The sequence below is a fragment of the Edwardsiella sp. A.80236 genome, from assembly GCF_044540725.1.
GTDB lineage: Bacteria > Pseudomonadota > Gammaproteobacteria > Enterobacterales > Enterobacteriaceae > Edwardsiella > Edwardsiella tarda.
The window spans coordinates 470,642-488,077 of sequence record NZ_JBIUCY010000001.1; the positions used below are offsets into that span (position 1 = coordinate 470,642).

At 59.5% G+C, this 17,436-nt stretch carries 16 protein-coding genes and 1 pseudogene; 12 read left to right on the plus strand and 5 right to left on the minus strand.

From position 1 onward, the window contains the following. Nucleotides 1-35: 35 nt before the first annotated feature. The 3 genes from ACEQFP_RS02130 to hpaR form a co-directional block, all read right to left on the minus strand. Nucleotides 36-992 carry a p-hydroxyphenylacetate 3-hydroxylase reductase component gene (locus tag ACEQFP_RS02130; protein WP_005286796.1) on the minus strand — a complete coding sequence of 319 codons (957 nt, stop codon included), beginning with the start codon at nt 990-992 and terminating at the stop codon, nt 36-38. A 17-nt stretch (nt 993-1,009) separates the two neighbouring features. Continuing rightward, on the minus strand, nt 1,010-2,182 hold the full coding sequence (locus ACEQFP_RS02135) for a p-hydroxyphenylacetate 3-hydroxylase oxygenase component (protein ID WP_005286792.1): 1,173 nt from the start codon (nt 2,180-2,182) through the stop codon (nt 1,010-1,012). 367 nt (nt 2,183-2,549) lie between these two features. Continuing rightward, a complete protein-coding gene (hpaR, locus tag ACEQFP_RS02140; RefSeq protein WP_005286786.1) occupies nt 2,550-3,023 on the minus strand; it encodes a homoprotocatechuate degradation operon regulator HpaR in 474 nt (157 codons plus the stop codon). 379 nt (nt 3,024-3,402) lie between these two features. Between hpaR and ACEQFP_RS02145 the strand changes: the two genes are divergently transcribed. The 11 genes and pseudogenes from ACEQFP_RS02145 (at nt 3,403) to hpaA (ending at nt 14,409) form a co-directional block, all read left to right on the plus strand. Next, entirely contained in the window at nt 3,403-4,041 is a 639-nt protein-coding gene (locus tag ACEQFP_RS02145; protein WP_005294044.1) for a fumarylacetoacetate hydrolase family protein, read from the plus strand. Continuing rightward, nucleotides 4,038-4,805: a fumarylacetoacetate hydrolase family protein gene (locus ACEQFP_RS02150; protein ID WP_005294045.1), complete on the plus strand. Its 768-nt coding sequence runs from the start codon at nt 4,038-4,040 to the stop codon at nt 4,803-4,805. The genes ACEQFP_RS02145 and ACEQFP_RS02150 overlap by 4 nt, the downstream gene beginning before the upstream one ends. After that, nucleotides 4,802-6,268: a 5-carboxymethyl-2-hydroxymuconate semialdehyde dehydrogenase gene (gene hpaE / locus ACEQFP_RS02155; protein WP_005286779.1), complete on the plus strand. Its 1,467-nt coding sequence runs from the start codon at nt 4,802-4,804 to the stop codon at nt 6,266-6,268. Before ACEQFP_RS02150 ends, hpaE begins: the two co-directional genes overlap by 4 nt. Before the next feature lie 162 nt (nt 6,269-6,430). Continuing rightward, nucleotides 6,431-7,292, plus strand: a pseudogene (gene hpaD / locus ACEQFP_RS02160) (3,4-dihydroxyphenylacetate 2,3-dioxygenase). Between the two features lie 16 nt (nt 7,293-7,308). Then, nucleotides 7,309-7,704 (plus strand): 5-carboxymethyl-2-hydroxymuconate Delta-isomerase, encoded by a 396-nt coding sequence (locus ACEQFP_RS02165; protein WP_034164359.1) that lies wholly within the window; start codon nt 7,309-7,311, stop codon nt 7,702-7,704. Between the two features lie 11 nt (nt 7,705-7,715). After that, nucleotides 7,716-8,951 carry a multidrug effflux MFS transporter gene (locus tag ACEQFP_RS02170; protein WP_080954947.1) on the plus strand — a complete coding sequence of 412 codons (1,236 nt, stop codon included), beginning with the start codon at nt 7,716-7,718 and terminating at the stop codon, nt 8,949-8,951. After that, a complete protein-coding gene (locus ACEQFP_RS02175; RefSeq protein ID WP_005286764.1) occupies nt 8,941-10,413 on the plus strand; it encodes an NAD-dependent succinate-semialdehyde dehydrogenase in 1,473 nt (490 codons plus the stop codon). The genes ACEQFP_RS02170 and ACEQFP_RS02175 overlap by 11 nt, the downstream gene beginning before the upstream one ends. Further along, complete coding sequence (gene hpaH, locus ACEQFP_RS02180; RefSeq protein WP_005286761.1) at nt 10,413-11,216, plus strand: 2-oxo-hept-4-ene-1,7-dioate hydratase; 804 nt, start codon at nt 10,413-10,415, stop codon at nt 11,214-11,216. Before ACEQFP_RS02175 ends, hpaH begins: the two co-directional genes overlap by 1 nt. Before the next feature lie 9 nt (nt 11,217-11,225). Beyond that, nucleotides 11,226-12,029 (plus strand): 4-hydroxy-2-oxoheptanedioate aldolase, encoded by an 804-nt coding sequence (hpaI, locus tag ACEQFP_RS02185; protein ID WP_370547416.1) that lies wholly within the window; start codon nt 11,226-11,228, stop codon nt 12,027-12,029. Between the two features lie 49 nt (nt 12,030-12,078). Beyond that, complete coding sequence (gene hpaX, locus ACEQFP_RS02190; protein WP_035599273.1) at nt 12,079-13,455, plus strand: 4-hydroxyphenylacetate permease; 1,377 nt, start codon at nt 12,079-12,081, stop codon at nt 13,453-13,455. Nucleotides 13,456-13,506: 51 nt separating this feature from the next. Beyond that, entirely contained in the window at nt 13,507-14,409 is a 903-nt protein-coding gene (gene hpaA, locus ACEQFP_RS02195; protein ID WP_035599271.1) for a 4-hydroxyphenylacetate catabolism regulatory protein HpaA, read from the plus strand. Nucleotides 14,410-14,488: 79 nt separating this feature from the next. Here hpaA and phnX read toward each other — a convergent pair whose 3' ends face one another. Continuing rightward, nucleotides 14,489-15,298: a phosphonoacetaldehyde hydrolase gene (gene phnX / locus ACEQFP_RS02200; protein ID WP_109578885.1), complete on the minus strand. Its 810-nt coding sequence runs from the start codon at nt 15,296-15,298 to the stop codon at nt 14,489-14,491. Nucleotides 15,299-15,307: 9 nt separating this feature from the next. Then, complete coding sequence (phnW, locus tag ACEQFP_RS02205; protein WP_097364577.1) at nt 15,308-16,411, minus strand: 2-aminoethylphosphonate--pyruvate transaminase; 1,104 nt, start codon at nt 16,409-16,411, stop codon at nt 15,308-15,310. Between the two features lie 139 nt (nt 16,412-16,550). Between phnW and phnR the strand changes: the two genes are divergently transcribed. After that, entirely contained in the window at nt 16,551-17,270 is a 720-nt protein-coding gene (gene phnR, locus ACEQFP_RS02210) for a phosphonate utilization transcriptional regulator PhnR (protein ID WP_396463795.1), read from the plus strand. The last annotated feature ends 166 nt before the right edge of the window (nt 17,271-17,436 follow it).

Genomic DNA, 17,436 nt, shown 5'->3' on the forward strand with positions numbered 1-17,436 from the left:
CGCGTTCGGCGTGGCAGGCCGAACGCGTAAGCGACTTAGGTCGAGCCAGCGTGCAGTGCTCGGCAGGCATGCGGCAGAGCGCGTAGGACTTGCTTTACCAGCGAGATTTCTTCGGAGCTGAAATCGGCCAATACCTGTTGTTGGCGTTGCTGAGCGACGTCACGCAACAGCGCGGCTTGCGCCATGCCGGCCGACGTTAGGTGATAATCCCCATCGCGCGTTGTCACCAGCCCCTTGCGGCGTAGCACCTCCTCCGCCTCGTTGATCGCCTGTGCTGGCATTGCGACTTCGTGCAATAACTGATCCAGTGACATCTTATGAGTACTATCCAGAACCAGCAACATGCGTGCCTCGCTGATGCGTAGCCCACAGGCGTATTGGTGCGGTTGGTAGTAGGTTTGGTAACTGCGTAGGGCCTGGGTGAGGAGATAGTAGATGTTGTCCTCGAGCGGCATCGACTCCGCGCCGGGTGCCGGGGATTCCGCGACGGAGCGCGGATAGGGCAGCACCAGCGAATAAGCGCCTTGGCAGTACAGCAGTGGAGCGCGCCCGAAGTCGTCGAAGGTGACGACTTTGCCAATCAAGATCCAGTGATCACCGGCATCGATCTGTTGGTACTTTTCGCACTGGAAACGGGCGGCGCAGTCATGCAGTAACGGTATATCGGCGATGCCGCGTGCATATTCCAGTCCCGCGAACTTATTTTCTGCCGGGCGCGCAAAGCGGTTGGAAAGCGCGATCTGATCGGCGGCGAGAATATTCACGGCGAAGTGGCTGGCCTGAGCGAAGTGTGGATAGCTGCCAGCACGCTTGTCGATGCTCCATAAGATCAAGGGGGGATCGAGTGAAACGGAGTTAAAGCTGTTGGCCGTCATGCCGACATCGACGCCGTCGAGGCCGGCGGTGGTGATTACGGTTACGCCGGTGGCAAAGTTTCCCAGCGCCTGACGCAAGGCGCGTGGGTCGAGGCAATTCCCTGTAGTCTGCATCATCACAACATCCTCGGTGGTTAAACCATGCTGGGATCGGGGTCTAGCCCCATCAGTTCACGCCCCAGGATCTGGGCGCAGACATCGTAATCGGTGTAGGCGTGGGCACCGGTCATGTGGGCGTCGCGGAACAGGCGTTGCATTTCGTTATCACTCAACCAGCTGGTGGCGCCGGCGGCGCAGAATAAGCGATCCACGGCGGCGATACACATCTTCACCGCATAGGCCTGATTGGTGCGCCAGAAGGCTAACTCGGAGCGGGTCGGATAGCGATGCTGACGGCCAAACGCGGCGTGCTCCTGCCAGGTTTTCTCCAGGAAGGCGCGAGCGGCGGCGACCTGATGAGTCGATTCGGCCAGGCGCATCAAGGCCGGTGTGGCGGTGCCGACACGGGCGCCGGTGTAGGCGCGTACGCGATTCTGGGTCTTCTCTTTAAAGGCAACGAGCATGCGTTCGGCGATCCCTAAGCCGATGGCGGCGAAGCCACAGGCGAAGTAGGGGCGATAGGGGGCATAGTAGAGGTCACTCTCCGGATAGAGCCCAAAGCCGCGCGAGCGTCCCTCCATCATGTTCTTCGCGATCTCGATACGGTGCTCGGGAATAAACGTGTTTTCGATGATCAGCGTCTTCGATCCGCTGCCGCTCATGCCGCTGGCGTACCAGTCATCGCGGATCTGGTACTCCTGACGAGGGATCACGCCGAAACAGTAGATTTTCTCGCCCATGGCATCGATACGATTGAAACCCACGATCGCCCAGTCGGCGTGGTCGCAGCCGCTGCTCCAGCCCATTTCACCGCTGAGATAGACGCCGCCGTCGCCCTCTTCTATGCGACCGAATGGGGCGATGCTGCTACTGGCGGTGGCATCGGGATTGGTGCCCCAGATTTCATCCTGTAAGCGTTGGGAAAACATTGCTAATTGATGGCTATGGGTACAGAGCAAACTGAAGGCCCAAGCCGTGCCACCGCAGGCGCCTGCCAGCGCGGCGACGCAGTCGGTGAACTGCGGTAGCGACATCTCCAGGCCGCCATAGGTCTTGGGTTGGAACATGCGATGCATACCGATGCCTTTTAGCAAGGCGATGTTCTCTGCCGGGACACGGCGTTCGCGCTCAGCTAGCGTGGCATTGGCAGCAATCTGCGGCAAAATCGGACGTAACTTGTCCAGCATGGGGTTGTCGGTGGTCATCATCGCTCAGGCTCCTTTGATTGAGTAAGCGTGCTATGCAGTCGCGTGGCGTCGGCGATAGGCCGGGTAAGCCTATGCGTTCATCCGTGTCGATGGGGCACGGTTACCGATTATGGGGAGTAATAAGTTTAATGAAATGTAAAATTCAGGTAAAAACTTGTACTTTTCCCTAGCAGCGATAGAAGTGTGATCACGATGGGGAATTCTGCTGCAACGGGTTATTTACCTGAGGGCGTGAAGTGATAGGCAAGGCGCTCGCCACGACCATGTTAATAGTATGTTATTTTTTTGGTGTGATTGTTCGTGGCGGCGGAGGGACGGCGGACGTCTGACCGTTTCCGTTATATCGCCGCCGTATGGGGAGGTCGTCTCAATCTTGGGGTTCAAGGTGAGGAGTGTCGTCGGATATTTTCTCTTGTCCCGTCTGCTGGCGCGTGCCCAGGGCAATAAACGCTTCCAGCAACGTTGTCAGTTGCGCCATTTTTTCGCTGGAGAAGGCGCGTTCGATGGCTTGGTATTCCGCCTCAATCTGCGCGCGAGCCTGCTCATACAACGTCTGTCCCTGCTGGCTGAGGGAGACATATAACTTGCGCTGATCGTTGACAGGTTTCAGGCGAAAGATCAGCCCGTCCCGCTCCATCCGTGACAGGATCCCGGTCAAACTGGGACGTAATATACAAGCTTGGCTGGCCAATTGATGGAAATCGACAGAATGATTCCCAGCCAAGACACGGATCACACGCCACTGCTGCTCGGTTAAGTTGTAGCGTTTCAATATCGGGCGGAAGAAACCCATCGCGCTTTCGCGTGCCTGTAACAGAGCGATGGTCAGTGACTCATGCATAGTTCTTCAATCCATTCAATCGTTCGTTAGGCGCCTACCGGTCGCCATATACCCCTCAGCCTTCTTCCGATTGTAGCCTAGTCACTCTCTCGATGCCCGCCATTCCTCACCACCCATGATCGTTAATAGGTTAATGAAATTAATGCTGCGCGCATTGGTTAATATTAAGTTAATAACAATGCACTAAAACACTGTGAAGATATATCTATCTGCATGATAACAAAGAATTAATTTAATAAAATGTAAATACAGTGTTATCGAGATCACAGTTTTGCGCGTGGCGGTTGTTTAAAACGCGTACAGCGTGTAAAAGGATTTCATTAATATGTTAACAATAAGCCTGTCACGCCCCGTTATGTGCAAGCTAAAGGAGAGAGGAATGGAAGGCACCGTCTTTGCTGTCGCCCTGAACCATCGCAGTCAACTGGCTGCCTGGGATGCACAGTTTCACTCGCCCCCCTATCAGGAGCCACCTAAGACGCCGGTGTGGTTTATTAAACCTCGTAACACGGTCATCCCCAGTGGCGCGGCGATCCCACATCCTGCCGGTGAACAGGTGTTAAGCGGTGCTACGTTGGCGCTGGTGGTGGGGCGGCGAGCACATCAGGTCAGTGTGCAGCAGGCGGCAGAATTTATCGCCGGCTTTGCCCTCGCCAATGAGGTCAGCTTGCCGGAATCCAGCTTCTATCGGCCCGCCATCAAGGCTAAATGTCGTGATGGTTTCTGTCCGCTGGGTGACCGGGTGGTACTGCCTGCCGAGCAAATAGCGACGTTGACGATCATTACTGCAATCAATGATGTTGAGGTTGACCGTTGGTCGACGGCCGATCTGCTGCGTTCCGCGCCGCAGTTGCTGAGTGCATTGAGTGACTTTGCTACCTTGCAACCCGGCGATGTGATCCTACTTGGTACACCCCAACAGCGGGTGACCATTAAACCCGGCGATCGCGTCAGCGTACGGGCGGCCGGCTTTCCCACGTTGGAGAATCTCGTGGTCACACAGGGAGATGCGGCATGAGGCAGGCGCGTATTCAGTATCAAGGCGAGATTTTGTCAGTCCGCGTGGACCAACAGCAGCGCGTAGTGTTGGCGGACGGGACCACCCTCGGCGCCGAGCAGGTGCAGTGGCTGCCGCCCGTGACCGGCGGCACGTTATTCGCATTAGGGCTTAACTATGCCGACCATGCTAGCGAACTGGCATTCCAGGCACCGGAGGAACCGCTGGTATTCATCAAGGCGGCGAATACGTTGACCGGTCATAACCAGGTGTCTGTACGACCAGATAATCTGGACTACATGCACTATGAGGCGGAGTTGGTGGTGGTGATCGGCCGACGCGCGTGCCGCGTTTCAGCGGCACAGGCGATGGAGTATGTCGCGGGTTACACCGTGTGTAACGACTACGCCGTACGCGATTATCTCGAGAACTACTATCGCCCGAATCTACGCGTGAAGAGTCGCGATACCTTGACGCCGATCGGCCCTTGGATCGTGGCGCGCGAGGCGGTGCCCGATCCTCATAACCTGACGCTCAGCACCTGGGTTAACGGTGAGTTGCGTCAACGTGGCAACACGGGCGACATGATTTTCTCCATTCCCTACCTGATCGCTTACCTGAGTGAATTTATCACCCTGCAACCCGGTGACATGATCGCCACGGGTACGCCGAAGGGATTGGCCGATGTCCGGCCCGGTGACGAGGTGGTGGTCGAGGTGGAGGGCGTTGCGCGTTTGAGTAACCGTATCGTCAGTGAGGCCGAGTACAAGGAGATCGCAGGATGAAACGTATTAACCATTGGATTAACGGTAAGAATGTCGCTGGTCAGGATTATTTCACGACCCTCGATCCGGCGACGGGCGACGTCTTGGCGGAAGTGGCCGCGGGTGATCAGACCGAGATTGCGCAGGCTGTCGCCGCCGCTAAACAGGCCTTCCCCAAATGGGCCAATCTGCCGATGAAGCAGCGAGCCCGTCTGATGCGGCGTCTCGGATCATTGATCGATCAAGAGGTAGCGGCGATCGCCGAGCTGGAGACGCGCGATACGGGTTTACCGATCCAGCAGACCAAAAACGTCTTGATCCCACGCGCCTCGCATAACTTCGATTTCTTCGCCGAGATCTGTCAGCAGATGAATGGCCGTACCTATCCCGTCGACGACCAGATGCTGAATTACACCTTGGTTCAGCCGGTCGGCGTGTGCGCGTTGGTGTCGCCATGGAACGTGCCGTTTATGACGGCGACCTGGAAGGTCGCGCCTTGTCTGGCATTGGGTAATACCGCGGTATTGAAGATGTCTGAGTTGTCACCGTTGAGTGCCGATCGTCTCGGGGCGTTGGCGCTGGAGGCGGGTATTCCTGCCGGCGTCTTGAATGTGGTTCAGGGGTATGGCGCCACGGCGGGCGATGCCTTGGTGCGTCATCCCGATGTGCGCGCCATCTCCTTCACCGGCGGCACCGCCACCGGGCGTGCCATCATGAGGAGTGCTGGCCTGAAGAAGTACTCCATGGAGTTGGGGGGAAAGTCACCGGTGTTGATCTTTGCTGACGCCGATATCGAGCGTGCGCTGGATGCCGCGTTATTCACCATCTTCTCCATCAACGGTGAGCGTTGCACCGCGGGTTCACGCATCTTCATCCAGCAGCAGATCTACCCGGAGTTCGTTCGGCGTTTCGCCGAGCGTGCCAACCGCTTGCGGGTCGGTGATCCACGAGATCCGCAGACACAGGTCGGCGCACTGATCAGTCGCCAGCATTGGGAGAAGGTCTCCGGTTATATCCGTCTTGGCATCGAAGAGGGGGCCACGCTGTTGGCCGGGGGACCGGAGAAGCCCAGTGATTTACCCGCGCATCTGCGTCAGGGCAACTTCTTGCGCCCGACGGTGTTGGCCGATGTCGACAATCGCATGCGAGTCGCTCAGGAGGAGATCTTCGGACCGGTAGCTTGCCTGCTGCCGTTTAAAGACGAGGCGGAGGGATTGCGTCTGGCCAACGCTGTCGAGTATGGCCTGGCCTCTTACATCTGGACCCAGGATATCGGCAAGGCTCATCGCCTAGCACGCAGCATAGAGGCGGGCATGGTGTTCATCAATACCCAGAATGTGCGCGATCTACGCCAACCTTTCGGCGGGGTAAAGGCCTCCGGTACTGGGCGTGAAGGTGGGGAGTACAGCTTCGAGGTGTTCGCCGAAATGAAGAACGTCTGTCTCTCTCTCGGGGATCATCCGATTCCGCGTTGGGGAGTATGAGAGGTGACGTCGTTGTCGGTCGACGAGGGGCGTTGCTGGCGTCACTCGCTCGCCGACGGGTGTGTTGCCTGAGGGAGGGCGTAGCGGGCGGCGTCCTTCATCAACCGGGAGCAATGCGTTCTATCACAACTACATACGCACCGTACTTTCAGGAGAAATCATATGGGACAGTTAGCGTTAGCCGCCAAGATCACCCACGTGCCGTCAATGTACCTGTCGGAACTGCCGGGAAAACACCAGGGGGTGTCGTCAGGCGGCGATCGAGGGGCATAAAGAGATCGGCCGCCGTTGCCGCGAGTTGGGCGTCGACACCATCATCGTGTTCGATACCCACTGGCTGGTCAACAGCGCCTACCACATCAACTGTAGCGCCCACTTCTCTGGGGTCTATACCAGCCATGAGCTGCCGCATTTTATTCGCGATATGCCCTATGAGTATGACGGTAACCCCGAACTGGGCCAACTGATTGCCGACGAGGCGTGTCGTCTCGGCGTTCGTGCCCAGGCCCACAATATCGCCAGCCTGGCGCTGGAGTACGGCACGCTGGTGCCGATGCGCTATATGAATGCCGATCGTCACTTTAAGGTGATCTCCATCTCCGCCTTTTGTACCGTCCATGACTTCGCCGACAGTCGCAAGATGGGCGAGGCGATCGCCAAAGCCATCGAACAGTACGCCGGTAAGGTAGCGGTGCTGGCGAGCGGTTCGTTATCACACCGTTTTATTGATGATCAACGGGCCGAACAAGGAATGCACAGTTATACCCGTGAGTTCGATCGTCAGATGGATGAACGGGTGGTCAAATTGTGGAAAGAGGGGCGTTTCGACGAGTTTTGCGCCATGTTGCCGGAGTATGCCCACTACTGTTTCGGCGAGGGCAACATGCATGACACGGTGATGTTGCTTGGCCTATTAGGCTGGGATCGGTATGACGGACAGGTCGAGTTCGTCACCGAGTTATTCGCCAGTTCAGGTACCGGCCAAGTGAATGCGGTATTCCCGTTGCCGGCGGTGGCTGCCTAGTCCGCGAGGAGTCGATATGCCCCATTTCTACGCTGAGTGTAGCGACAATATTCGTCGCGAGGCCGATCTGCCGGCGCTGTTTGCCCAGGTCAATGCATTTCTCTTTGGAACCGGACTCTTCCCCCTGGCGGGGATCCGTAGCCGCGCCATCTGGCTGGATACCTGGCAGATGGCCGATGGGCGTCACGATTATGCCTTCGTGCATATGACGTTGAAGATCGGCGCCGGACGCAGCTTGGCGTGCCAACAGCAGGTGGGAGAGCAACTCTTCGCCTTGATCCAGCAGCACTTCGCCCCCCTGATGGCGCAGCGTTACCTGGCCCTTTCGTTGGTGATTGAGGTGTTGCCAGCAGAGTTGAGTTACAAGCAAAACAACGTACACGCGTTGTTTGCGGATGTGGCGAGATCCTAGGCATGCGTAGCATGAGCTCGGCCTTCGTTCAGCGTCCGCCCCGCTGGCTGATCCCGCTGCTGGGATCGCTGGTGGCGTTCGGCCCCCTGTCTATCGACATGTATCTGCCGGCCTTGCCCGCCATGGCGCAACGCCTACAGGCGACGACCGGGCAGATGCAGCTGACACTGAGCGCGTTTTTTCTCGGTCTGTGTATCGGGATGTTGCTCTATGGGCCGTTGAGCGATCGCCTCGGTCGGCGCCGGTTGTTACTGAGCGGTTTGTTGCTATTCGCCTGCGCGAGTCTGCTCTGTACTCAGGTGAGTAATGTATGGCAACTGGTGGCATTGCGCGTCCTGCAAGCGTTCGGGAGCGGCGCCGCGGTGGTGATGGCTCGGGCGATCGCTCGTGATGTCTATCACGCCCAGGTCTTACCGCGGGTGTTGTCGTTGATGACGCTGGTGACTATGGCGGCACCCTTGCTGGCGCCGCTGTTAGGCGGCGCGCTGCTGACCTGGTTCGACTGGCAGGCCATCTTTGGGTTACTCACGCTCTGTGGCTGTCTCAGCGGGCTGTTGGTGTGGCGACTGTTGCCGGAGACATTGCCCACGAGCGCGTCGCCTTCGTCGGGCGGCCTGTGGGTAGCGTTTCATCACTATGGTCTGCTACTGCGCGATCGTCGGGCGATGGCGGCCATCGGTACGTTGTCGTTCTCCTTCGCCGGGATGTTCGCCTTTATCAGCGCCTCACCGTTCGTCTATATCCATTATTTCCAACTGTCTCCCCACGCCTATGGCCTGCTGTTCGCGGGCAATGTGCTGGGGATGATCCTGTTGCTGCTGCTCAATGTGCGCCTACTGCGTCACTACAGCCTGGCACGCCTGCTGTCTTGGCAGAGTGGTGCTCAGGTGATCTTCGGCCTGCTACTGCTGGCCAGCTACCGCCAGGGGGTGGCGCTGATCGCGCCCTTGGTGATGCTGTATATATCGCTGGTGAATGCTATCGGTGCTAATAGTCTGTCGCAACTATTGTTACCGCGCGCGGAGCAGGCGGGCAGTGCGACGGCCTTGGCGGTTTCGTGCCAGTTCGCGTTGGGGGCTGGCGCCAGCCTGCTGCTGTCAGCCCTACAGGATGATACCCCGTTCACCATGACATTGCTGATGGCGCTGTGCGCTGCGCTGAGCTGGTTAAGTCAGCGGCTGGCCGTGCAACGCGTCCCGCGTCATCTGTACTGCCTGTTACCCGGAGAGAGAAATCATGAGAAGTAAACCCGTGGTGCTGTTGCGCCACCAGGCCTACATCGATGGCCGCTGGCTCGATGCCGCCGACGGTGCCACCTTTGCGGTAACCGATCCGGCCAGTGGTGCGTGCATTGCACGCGTCAGCGATATGGGCGCAGAGGCCTGCCAACAGGCGATCCGTGCCGCTCAACGGGCGCTTCCCGCCTGGCGCGCCCAGACGGCCAAGCAGCGTGGGTTAATCCTGCGGCGTTGGTACGATCTGATCGGGGGGCATCGCCAGGCGCTGGCGCAGTTACTCAGCCGGGAGCAGGGCAAGCCGCACGCCGAGGCGTTGGCGGAGATCGCCTATGGTGCCAGCTTTATCGAGTGGTTTGCCGAGGAGGGGAAGCGCACTTATGGGGAGACGATCCCCAGTCCGCTTCCTGGTCAGCGTATCAGTACCATCAAGCAACCGATCGGCGTGGTTGCGGCGATCACGCCATGGAATTTCCCCAATGCCATGATCACCCGCAAGGTTGCACCGGCGCTGGCCGCCGGTTGCTGTGTGGTGCTAAAGCCAGCGCCGGAGACGCCGCTGTCGGCGCTGGCACTGGCGGCGTTGGCGGAGGCGGCGGGACTGCCGGCGGGGGTGTTGAATATCGTGCCGGGGCTGGATGCGGCGGCCATCGGCACCTGTATGACCCAGAGCCCGCTGGTGCGCAAGCTGTCGTTTACCGGCTCAACCCGCATCGGCAAGCTGCTGATGGCGCAAAGCGCGGCGACGGTGAAGAAACTCTCTCTGGAGCTGGGCGGCAATGCTCCCTTTATCGTATTCGACGACGCCGATCTGGAGGCCGCGGTTCAGGGGGCTCTGGCGGCGAAGTTTCGTAACAGCGGCCAGACCTGCGTCTGTGCCAACCGCATCCTGGTACAGGCCGGGATCTATGAACGCTTCGTCACCCGTTTCGCCGAGGTGGTCGCGACGCTGCGGGTCGGGCCAGCCAGCGATCCCCGCGCGCAGCAGGGGCCGCTGATCAATCAGGCGGCGCTGGATAAAGTCCAGGCGTTGATCGACGACGCTCTGGCACGGGGCGCAACCCTGGTGAGCGGCGGCGCGCCGCATTCCTTGGGCGGTCTGTTCTTCCAGCCGACCATTCTGCGTGACGTCGATGAGTCGATGCGCATCGCCCATGAGGAGGCTTTCGGCCCCGTCGCTCCGCTGATCAAATTTCACGATGAACAGGGGGCCATCCGACTGGCCAATCAGACCGAATCGGGGCTGGCAGCCTACTTCTATGCGCGTGACATCGGTCGGATCTACCGGGTGGCGGAGGCGTTGGAGTGCGGCATGGTCGGCATTAATGAGGGGCTGATCTCCAATGAGTTGGCGCCGTTTGGCGGCATCAAGCAGTCCGGGTTAGGGCGTGAAGGGTCGCGCTATGGTATCGAGGATTATCTCGAAGTGAAGTACCTCTGCTTCGGTGGACTTGACGATAAGGGAACGAATTGATGTTAGCTCACTCGCTCATCGAGAGCCTCGCTCGTCGCCTGGATCAGGCGGAACAGAGCCGTGTACAGATCCGGGCGCTCTCCTTGGAGTATCCACAGATCACGCTTGAGGATGCTTACGCCATCCAGCGTGCCTGGGTGGCGCAGAAGATCGCCGCCGGGCGCCGTTTGGTGGGCCATAAGATCGGCCTAACGTCGCGAGCGATGCAGATCAGCTCGCAGATTACGGAGCCGGATTATGGCGCGTTACTCGACGACATGCTGTTTGCCGACGGGGGAGAGATCTCGACGGATCGCTTCATCGTGCCCCGTATCGAGGTCGAGTTGGCCTTTATTCTGGCGAAGCCGTTACGTGGCCCGAACTGTACCCTGTTCGACGTATATAACGCCACGGATTACGTCATCCCTGCCTTGGAGTTGATCGACGCGCGCAGCCATAACGTCGATCCCCAGAGTGGTCGGCCGCGCAAGGTCTTCGACACCATCGCGGACAATGCCGCGAACGCCGGGGTGATCTTGGGCGGGCGTCCCATCAAGCCAGAGGCCTTAGATCTGCGTTGGATCAGTGCGTTGTTGTATCGCAACGGGGTGATTGAGGAGTCCGGGGTCGCCGCCGCCGTGTTGAATCATCCGGCCAATGGCGTGGCCTGGTTGGCGAATAAACTCGCCCCTTACCAGGTGCAGCTGGAGGCGGGGCAGATCATTCTGGCCGGCTCCTTTACCCGCCCGGTGGCGGCACGTCAGGGGGATACCTTCCATGTCGACTATGGCCCGCTGGGCGCCATCAGTTGTCGGTTTGTCTAAGGAGAGAAAATGAACCACGCCGTATTACATAACACCTTTAAGCAGGCACTACGGGATGGGCACGCGCAGATTGGTCTCTGGCTGGGTCTGTGTAGCCCCTATAGCGCCGAACTGTTAGCGGGGAGTGGTTTCGATTGGCTCCTGATCGACGGCGAACATGCGCCGAATAATGTCCAGACTATCCTCGGACAGTTGCAAGCCATTGCCCCTTACCCTAGTCATCCGGTTGTACGTAGCGCCTGGAACGATGCCGTGCAGATTAAACAGTTGCTAGACATCGGCGCACAGAGCGTGTTGATCCCGATGGTACAAGACGCGGCACAGGCGCAGGCGGCGGTACGCGCTACGCGTTATCCGCCTCAGGGGATCCGTGGGGTGGGGAGTGCCCTGGCGCGAGCCTCACGCTGGAACCGGATCGACGACTATCTGCAACGCGCCGACGATGAGGTATGCGTGTTGATACAGGTCGAGACCCGCACGGCGCTGGGTAATCTCCCGCAGATCCTCGCGGTGGAGGGGGTGGACGGCGTGTTCATCGGCCCGGCGGATCTGAGCGCCGATATGGGCTTGGCCGGCCAGCCGACGCATCCGACCGTTCAGGCGGCGATCGAGCAGGCGATCGCCCAAATCAAGGCGGCGGGTAAGGCTCCCGGCATTTTGATGGCGCAGCCGGAGATGGCGCAACGTTACCTGGAACTCGGGGCGTTATTTGTGGCGGTGGGGGTCGATACCACACTTTTAGCGCGAGCCGCCGAGGCGTTAGCCGCCCGCTTCGGTACCATCGCTCCACAGACGGCGCCGGGTGTGTACTGAGTCACGGCGCAATACCGACCATAATGGGCAATCACTTGAGGGCAGCACGATGAGCGAGTCACCGACCATAGGGAATAGTTCGGCTAATCCCGCCGAGCGTCATAAGCAACTCAATGCACAACAACAGGCTGTTATTAATAAGCTATTCCGCCGCCTGATCGTGTTTCTGTTCGTGTTGTTTGTCGCCTCCTTTCTCGATCGTATTAACATCGGCTTCGCGGGCCTCACCATGGGGCGGGATCTCGGGTTGAGCGCGACCATGTTTGGTCTGGCGACGACGCTGTTCTATGCCACTTATGTCATCTTCGGTATTCCCAGCAATATCATGCTGGGGATCGTCGGGGCGCGGCGCTGGATCGCTACCATCATGGTCTGTTGGGGCATCGCCTCGACAGCGACCATGTTTGCGACCGGTCCCACGAGTCTGTATGTGTTGCGAATGATCGTCGGTATTGCTGAGGCGGGCTTCCTGCCCGGGGTGCTGGTCTATCTTACTTATTGGTTCCCCGCCTATTTTCGCGCTCGGGCCAACGCGCTATTTATGGTGGCGATGCCCGTCACCATGGCGCTAGGCTCGGCGGCGTCCGGCTATATCATGGCGCTGGATGGCATCTTGGACCTGAAGGGGTGGCAATGGCTATTCCTGTTGGAGGGATTCCCCTCGGTGTTGCTGGGGGTCGTCGTCTGGTTCTATTTGGATGATACGCCGGCTAAGGCCAAGTGGTTGACGACGAGCGATAAGCAGACTCTGCAAGCGATGATGGAGGAGGATAAGCTGGAGCTGGTGCAGCCGGAAGGGGGCGTGAGTCACCGTGCATTGCAACGGCGCAGCCTGTGGCGTGAGATCTTCACCCCGGTGGTGGTCATGTATACCTTGGCTTACTTTTGCCTGACCAACACCCTGAGTGCGGTTAACATCTGGACGCCGCAGATCCTGCAGAGCTTCAATCAGGGCAGCAGTAACATTGTCATCGGCCTGTTGGCGGCCATCCCCCAGGTCTGTACCATCGCCGGCATGGTATGGTGGAGCCGCCGCTCCGATCGTCTCCAGGAGCGCAAGCTGCACACCTGCCTGCCTTACCTGTTCGCCGCCGTCGGCTGGCTGTTGGCTTCGGCGACCCAGCATAGCCTGTTGCAGTTGATCGGCATCATCATGGCCTCCGTGGGGTCGTTCACGGCGATGGCCATCTTCTGGACCACGCCGGATCAGTCGATCAGTCTACGTGCGCGGGCGGTGGGGATCGCCGTGATCAACGCCGTGGGCAATATCGGTTCCGGTATCAGTCCGCTGCTGATCGGTTGGCTGAAGGATCAGACGGGGAGCTTCAACTCTGGCCTCTACTTTGTCGCTGGGTTGTTGGTCGTTGGTGCCCTTCTGGTGTGGTGGATCCCGATGCAGGCTTCACGTCCTCGCGCTACGCCCTAAGTGTCACGGGCCGAGTCGGGCCCGTTTGTTCTTGCCTGGAGGGTTATCACGATGAACGAACCGGTTGTCGCCAATCTCGATCTGGCCCACGATTATCATGAGGCACAGGGGGCGGAAGGCGTCTATTATCAATCGTTCTCGCGTCTGGCAGCATTCTTTGGCCGTGATATGCATGTCCATCGCCACGATCACTTCTTCCAAATGCATGTGTTGAATACCGGGCAAATTGAGTTGTTTCTCGACGATCAACGCTATGCGTTACAGGCGCCGTTGTTCGTGCTGACGCCGCCTTCGACGCCACATGCCTTCTTTACCGAGCCGGATAGCGAGGGGCATGTGTTGACGGTGCGTCAAGAGTTGATCTGGCCGTTGCTTGAGAGTCTCTACCCTTATCAAGGGGGGCGTGAGGCGTGGCTGGATATCCCCGGGGTTTGCCTGTCGTTGGCGGATAAGCCCCAGGAGCTAGCGACGCTTAATCATTATTGGGCGTTGATTCAACGCGAGGCGACAGCGCAGTTGGCGGGTTATGAGCATACCTTGGCGTTGCTGGCGCAGGCGGCCTTTACGCTGCTGCTGCGCAACGTACCGTTGGGCGAACGCAACCTGTGTGTCATGCGTGGGGAGATCCAGCGTTTTCGTCGTTTCAACCAATTGATCGATACGCGTTACCCCGAGCATCTGCCGGTGGCCGAGTATGCGCGCCAACTGGGGATCACCGAGTCACGCCTGGCTGATATGTGCCGCCGTTTCACCAATCGTTCGCCGAAGCGATTGATCTTCGAACGGCAATTACGCGAGGCGAAGCGTCTGCTGTTATTTAGTGACCGCTCGGTACATCAGATTGCTTACCAGTTAGGCTTTAAAGATCCCGCCTATTTCACCCGCTTCTTCAGTCGCCTGGCGGGGTGCTCCCCCAGCGTCTTCCGTACCCGCCGGCTCGCTGGTGCCGGGTAGGATACGGCGAAGGTGGCAGTGGGTGAGCATGGCTTACCGGCTGAGGAGGCCCGGCGCAGAGGCCGGGCGGGGTGGGGGCTTAGGGACGTTCGCCACGCGCCAGGCGCCGATCGATCTGGGCGATCACCGCCGGCAGATCCGCCAGGGTGTCGACTACATAGTGCACGCCCGCGGCGTACAGCTTCTCGGCGGCCAGGGTGCGGCGGCGCGCCTTTTCGTCATCCGCCATGGCGTGGTACGCCTCCCAGGTGGCGCCAAACTCGTTGCCGGAGATCGCCAGGCCGACGCTCCACATCCCGGCGTTGAGTCCCTCAAGGATCCCCGGGACGGCATCGTCGACTTTGACGCAATGCGCGACGGCGTCGATGCCCAAGGTGATGACATTCTGCAGCGCCATCCAGGGGCCGGGACGGCCGCCGGCGGCGAGGTCATCGGTTGCGACCCAGTTGTCCGGTGCATAGCCCTGATGGGCGGCGGCCACGACCAGGCGCTCCATCACCGCGCGGGGGTAGCCGGAGCAGGAGCCGATCTTGATCCCATTGGCGCGTAGGGTGGCGATGGTCTCGACGACGCCGCTGATTGGTGTGGCGAAATCGACGACCTTGGCGATCTGTAATGGCATGAAGGCGTTGTAGATCGCATCGATATCGTCAGCACGCATCGCTCGGCCAAATTTGGCTTGCCAGCGGGCATCGACACTGGGCAAGCGCCCCAACGCCTCGATGTGTTGCCACTTGCCCAGTCCCATCGGCACCCGAGCCTCAGCCAGGGTCAGTTCGATGTCGAATGCCTGACGAAACGCCTCGACGAAGATCTGGGTCGGGGCGAAAGAACCAAAGTCGACGGTGGTCCCTGCCCAATCGAGAATAACGGCCTGAATACGTTGCATGGTGTGTCCTTACTGTTGCCAATAGATGGCTTGTTGAATGGCCTGGAGCAGGGCGTCGATGTCGGCGGGGTAGACCTCACCGATGTTGCCGATGCGGAAGCAGTCGCTCTGCGATACCTTGCCGGGATAGATGATAAAGCCCTGCTGTTTAAGACGCTGGTAAAAGTCCGCGAAACGGTAGTGTGGGCTGCTGGGTGAATAAAACGCGGTGATGATCGGCGAGTGTAGCTCGTCGTCCAACAGCGGCTGGAAGCCGAGCCGACGCATGCCGGCGACCAGGCGGCGCTGATTCGTGTGATAGCGCTGGTGGCGTGCCTCGATGCCACCCTCCGCCTCCAGTTCCCGCAGCGCCTGGGCGAAAGCCAGCACGGTATGGGTCGGCGAGGTGAAGCGCCACTTGCCGCCGTGATCCTCCATGCAGCGCCATTGGGCGTAGAGATCCAACGACAGCGAACGTGAGCGACCGGCGCAGGCCGCCAGGCGTTCGCGGTGGGCAATGACGAAGGCGAAGCCGGGCACCCCTTGGATACATTTGTTGGCCGAGCTAATCAGAAAGTCAATGCCCAACTCGGCCATATCCAATGGAATGCCGCCGAAGCTACTCATGGCATCGACCAGGTAGATCTTGGCGTGGCGGCGCGCCAGTTCGCCCACCTCGCGGATCGGGTTCAGCATCCCGGTGGTGGTTTCACAGTGCACCATCGCGAGGTGGCTGATGGTCGGATCGGCCTGTAAGTATGCCGCCAGCTCGGCCAGATCGGGGCGGGCGAGCTCGCCGCAGTCGTAGACCTGGTGGGCGATGCCCATCAGGGTCGCCATCTCGGCCATGCGCGCGCCGTAGGCGCCGTTATTGATGATCAATACCTTACCTTGTGGGCCGAGCGCGCTGCCGAGTACCGCCTCGACGGCATAGCTGCCGCTGCCTTGCAACAGGACGGCGGTATAGTCGGCGGCAGGGGTCGCCAGGGCGGTGAGGTGACGGCGGATCGGTTCGACCACGCCATGGTTGTAGTCATCGTCCCAGGTACAGCTATCGAAGAGCATCGCACGCTTTACGCTGGATGAGGTGGTCAGCGGGCCGGGCGTGAGCAGTAGGGTATTACGAGCAGTCATGATTTCACCATTGGTCTATACCAGATTGGGGTTATCATGGCGACATGGCCCACTCCGGGTCAAAGGGAAAATCGGTTTGCAACAAAAAATTCATCAATCTCTGTATAATATCGCCAGACAACCGTGACGGTGAACGAGCATGAAAGCGATCTCTGGTGACATCCCGCAATACCTTTCCATCAAGGCGCAACTCCAGGCGCATATCGAGAGTGGGGCGTTGAAATGTGGCGATAAGTTGCCCTCTGAGCGCGAGCTCTGTGCGCGCTTCAATACCACACGCATCACCATCCGCGAGAGCCTGGCGCAGTTGGAGGCGGGCGGCATCATTTATCGCGCCGATCGGCGCGGTTGGTTTGTGACGCCACAGCGCCTGTGGCTCGATCCGACGCAGAACACCAACTTCCATCAGTTGTGTCGTGAGCAGGGGCGGGTCGCACAGACCCGGCTACTGAGCGGGGAGTTACTTGCCGTGCCGCTGGAGGCGATGACACCTTTGCAGCTGCAACCCTGCGATCAGATCTATCTACTCAAGCGCGTGCGTTATGCCGATGATCGCGCGATCTGTTACTGCGAGAACCACTGCCTGCCGGCGCGGGTGCCGGAGTTGCTGCGCCACGATCTGAATGGCAGCCTGACGGAGGTGTATCAGCGCCATTACCAACTGTGTTATGCCAGCATGCACCTCTCTTCCTACCCTAGCGCGATGCCGCGTCCCGCCGCGCAGGCCTTGGGGGTGATGGAAGGGCGCCCAGCGCTGTTGCTACGCCGCCTCAACTACGATCAGTATGGGCGGGTGCTCGATCTCGACATCGAGTATTGGCGTCATGATAGCCTGCGTATCGAGGTCGATACGCACTAATTGGCGCGGCTTCGCGTCGTTACGGCTGCGTGCGGGGCGCTTTGCGCGGGTCTTGGTGGGGAGTCTCACGCTGGTATTGTGCGGCTGCCTACTGCCTACTGCCTACTGCCTACTGCCTACTGCCTACTGCCTACTGCCTACTGCCTACTGCCTACTGCCTACTGCC

Coding starts and splice junctions, on each gene's coding strand:
- ACEQFP_RS02130 (WP_005286796.1), bottom strand. CDS start 992: ATGATGCAGACTACAGGGAATTGCCTCGACCCACGCGCCTTGCGTCAG.
- ACEQFP_RS02135 (WP_005286792.1), bottom strand. CDS start 2,182: ATGATGACCACCGACAACCCCATGCTGGACAAGTTACGTCCGATTTTG.
- hpaR (WP_005286786.1), bottom strand. CDS start 3,023: ATGCATGAGTCACTGACCATCGCTCTGTTACAGGCACGCGAAAGCGCG.
- ACEQFP_RS02145 (WP_005294044.1), top strand. CDS start 3,403: ATGGAAGGCACCGTCTTTGCTGTCGCCCTGAACCATCGCAGTCAACTG.
- ACEQFP_RS02150 (WP_005294045.1), top strand. CDS start 4,038: ATGAGGCAGGCGCGTATTCAGTATCAAGGCGAGATTTTGTCAGTCCGC.
- hpaE (WP_005286779.1), top strand. CDS start 4,802: ATGAAACGTATTAACCATTGGATTAACGGTAAGAATGTCGCTGGTCAG.
- ACEQFP_RS02165 (WP_034164359.1), top strand. CDS start 7,309: ATGCCCCATTTCTACGCTGAGTGTAGCGACAATATTCGTCGCGAGGCC.
- ACEQFP_RS02170 (WP_080954947.1), top strand. CDS start 7,716: ATGAGCTCGGCCTTCGTTCAGCGTCCGCCCCGCTGGCTGATCCCGCTG.
- ACEQFP_RS02175 (WP_005286764.1), top strand. CDS start 8,941: ATGAGAAGTAAACCCGTGGTGCTGTTGCGCCACCAGGCCTACATCGAT.
- hpaH (WP_005286761.1), top strand. CDS start 10,413: ATGTTAGCTCACTCGCTCATCGAGAGCCTCGCTCGTCGCCTGGATCAG.
- hpaI (WP_370547416.1), top strand. CDS start 11,226: ATGAACCACGCCGTATTACATAACACCTTTAAGCAGGCACTACGGGAT.
- hpaX (WP_035599273.1), top strand. CDS start 12,079: ATGAGCGAGTCACCGACCATAGGGAATAGTTCGGCTAATCCCGCCGAG.
- hpaA (WP_035599271.1), top strand. CDS start 13,507: ATGAACGAACCGGTTGTCGCCAATCTCGATCTGGCCCACGATTATCAT.
- phnX (WP_109578885.1), bottom strand. CDS start 15,298: ATGCAACGTATTCAGGCCGTTATTCTCGATTGGGCAGGGACCACCGTC.
- phnW (WP_097364577.1), bottom strand. CDS start 16,411: ATGACTGCTCGTAATACCCTACTGCTCACGCCCGGCCCGCTGACCACC.
- phnR (WP_396463795.1), top strand. CDS start 16,551: ATGAAAGCGATCTCTGGTGACATCCCGCAATACCTTTCCATCAAGGCG.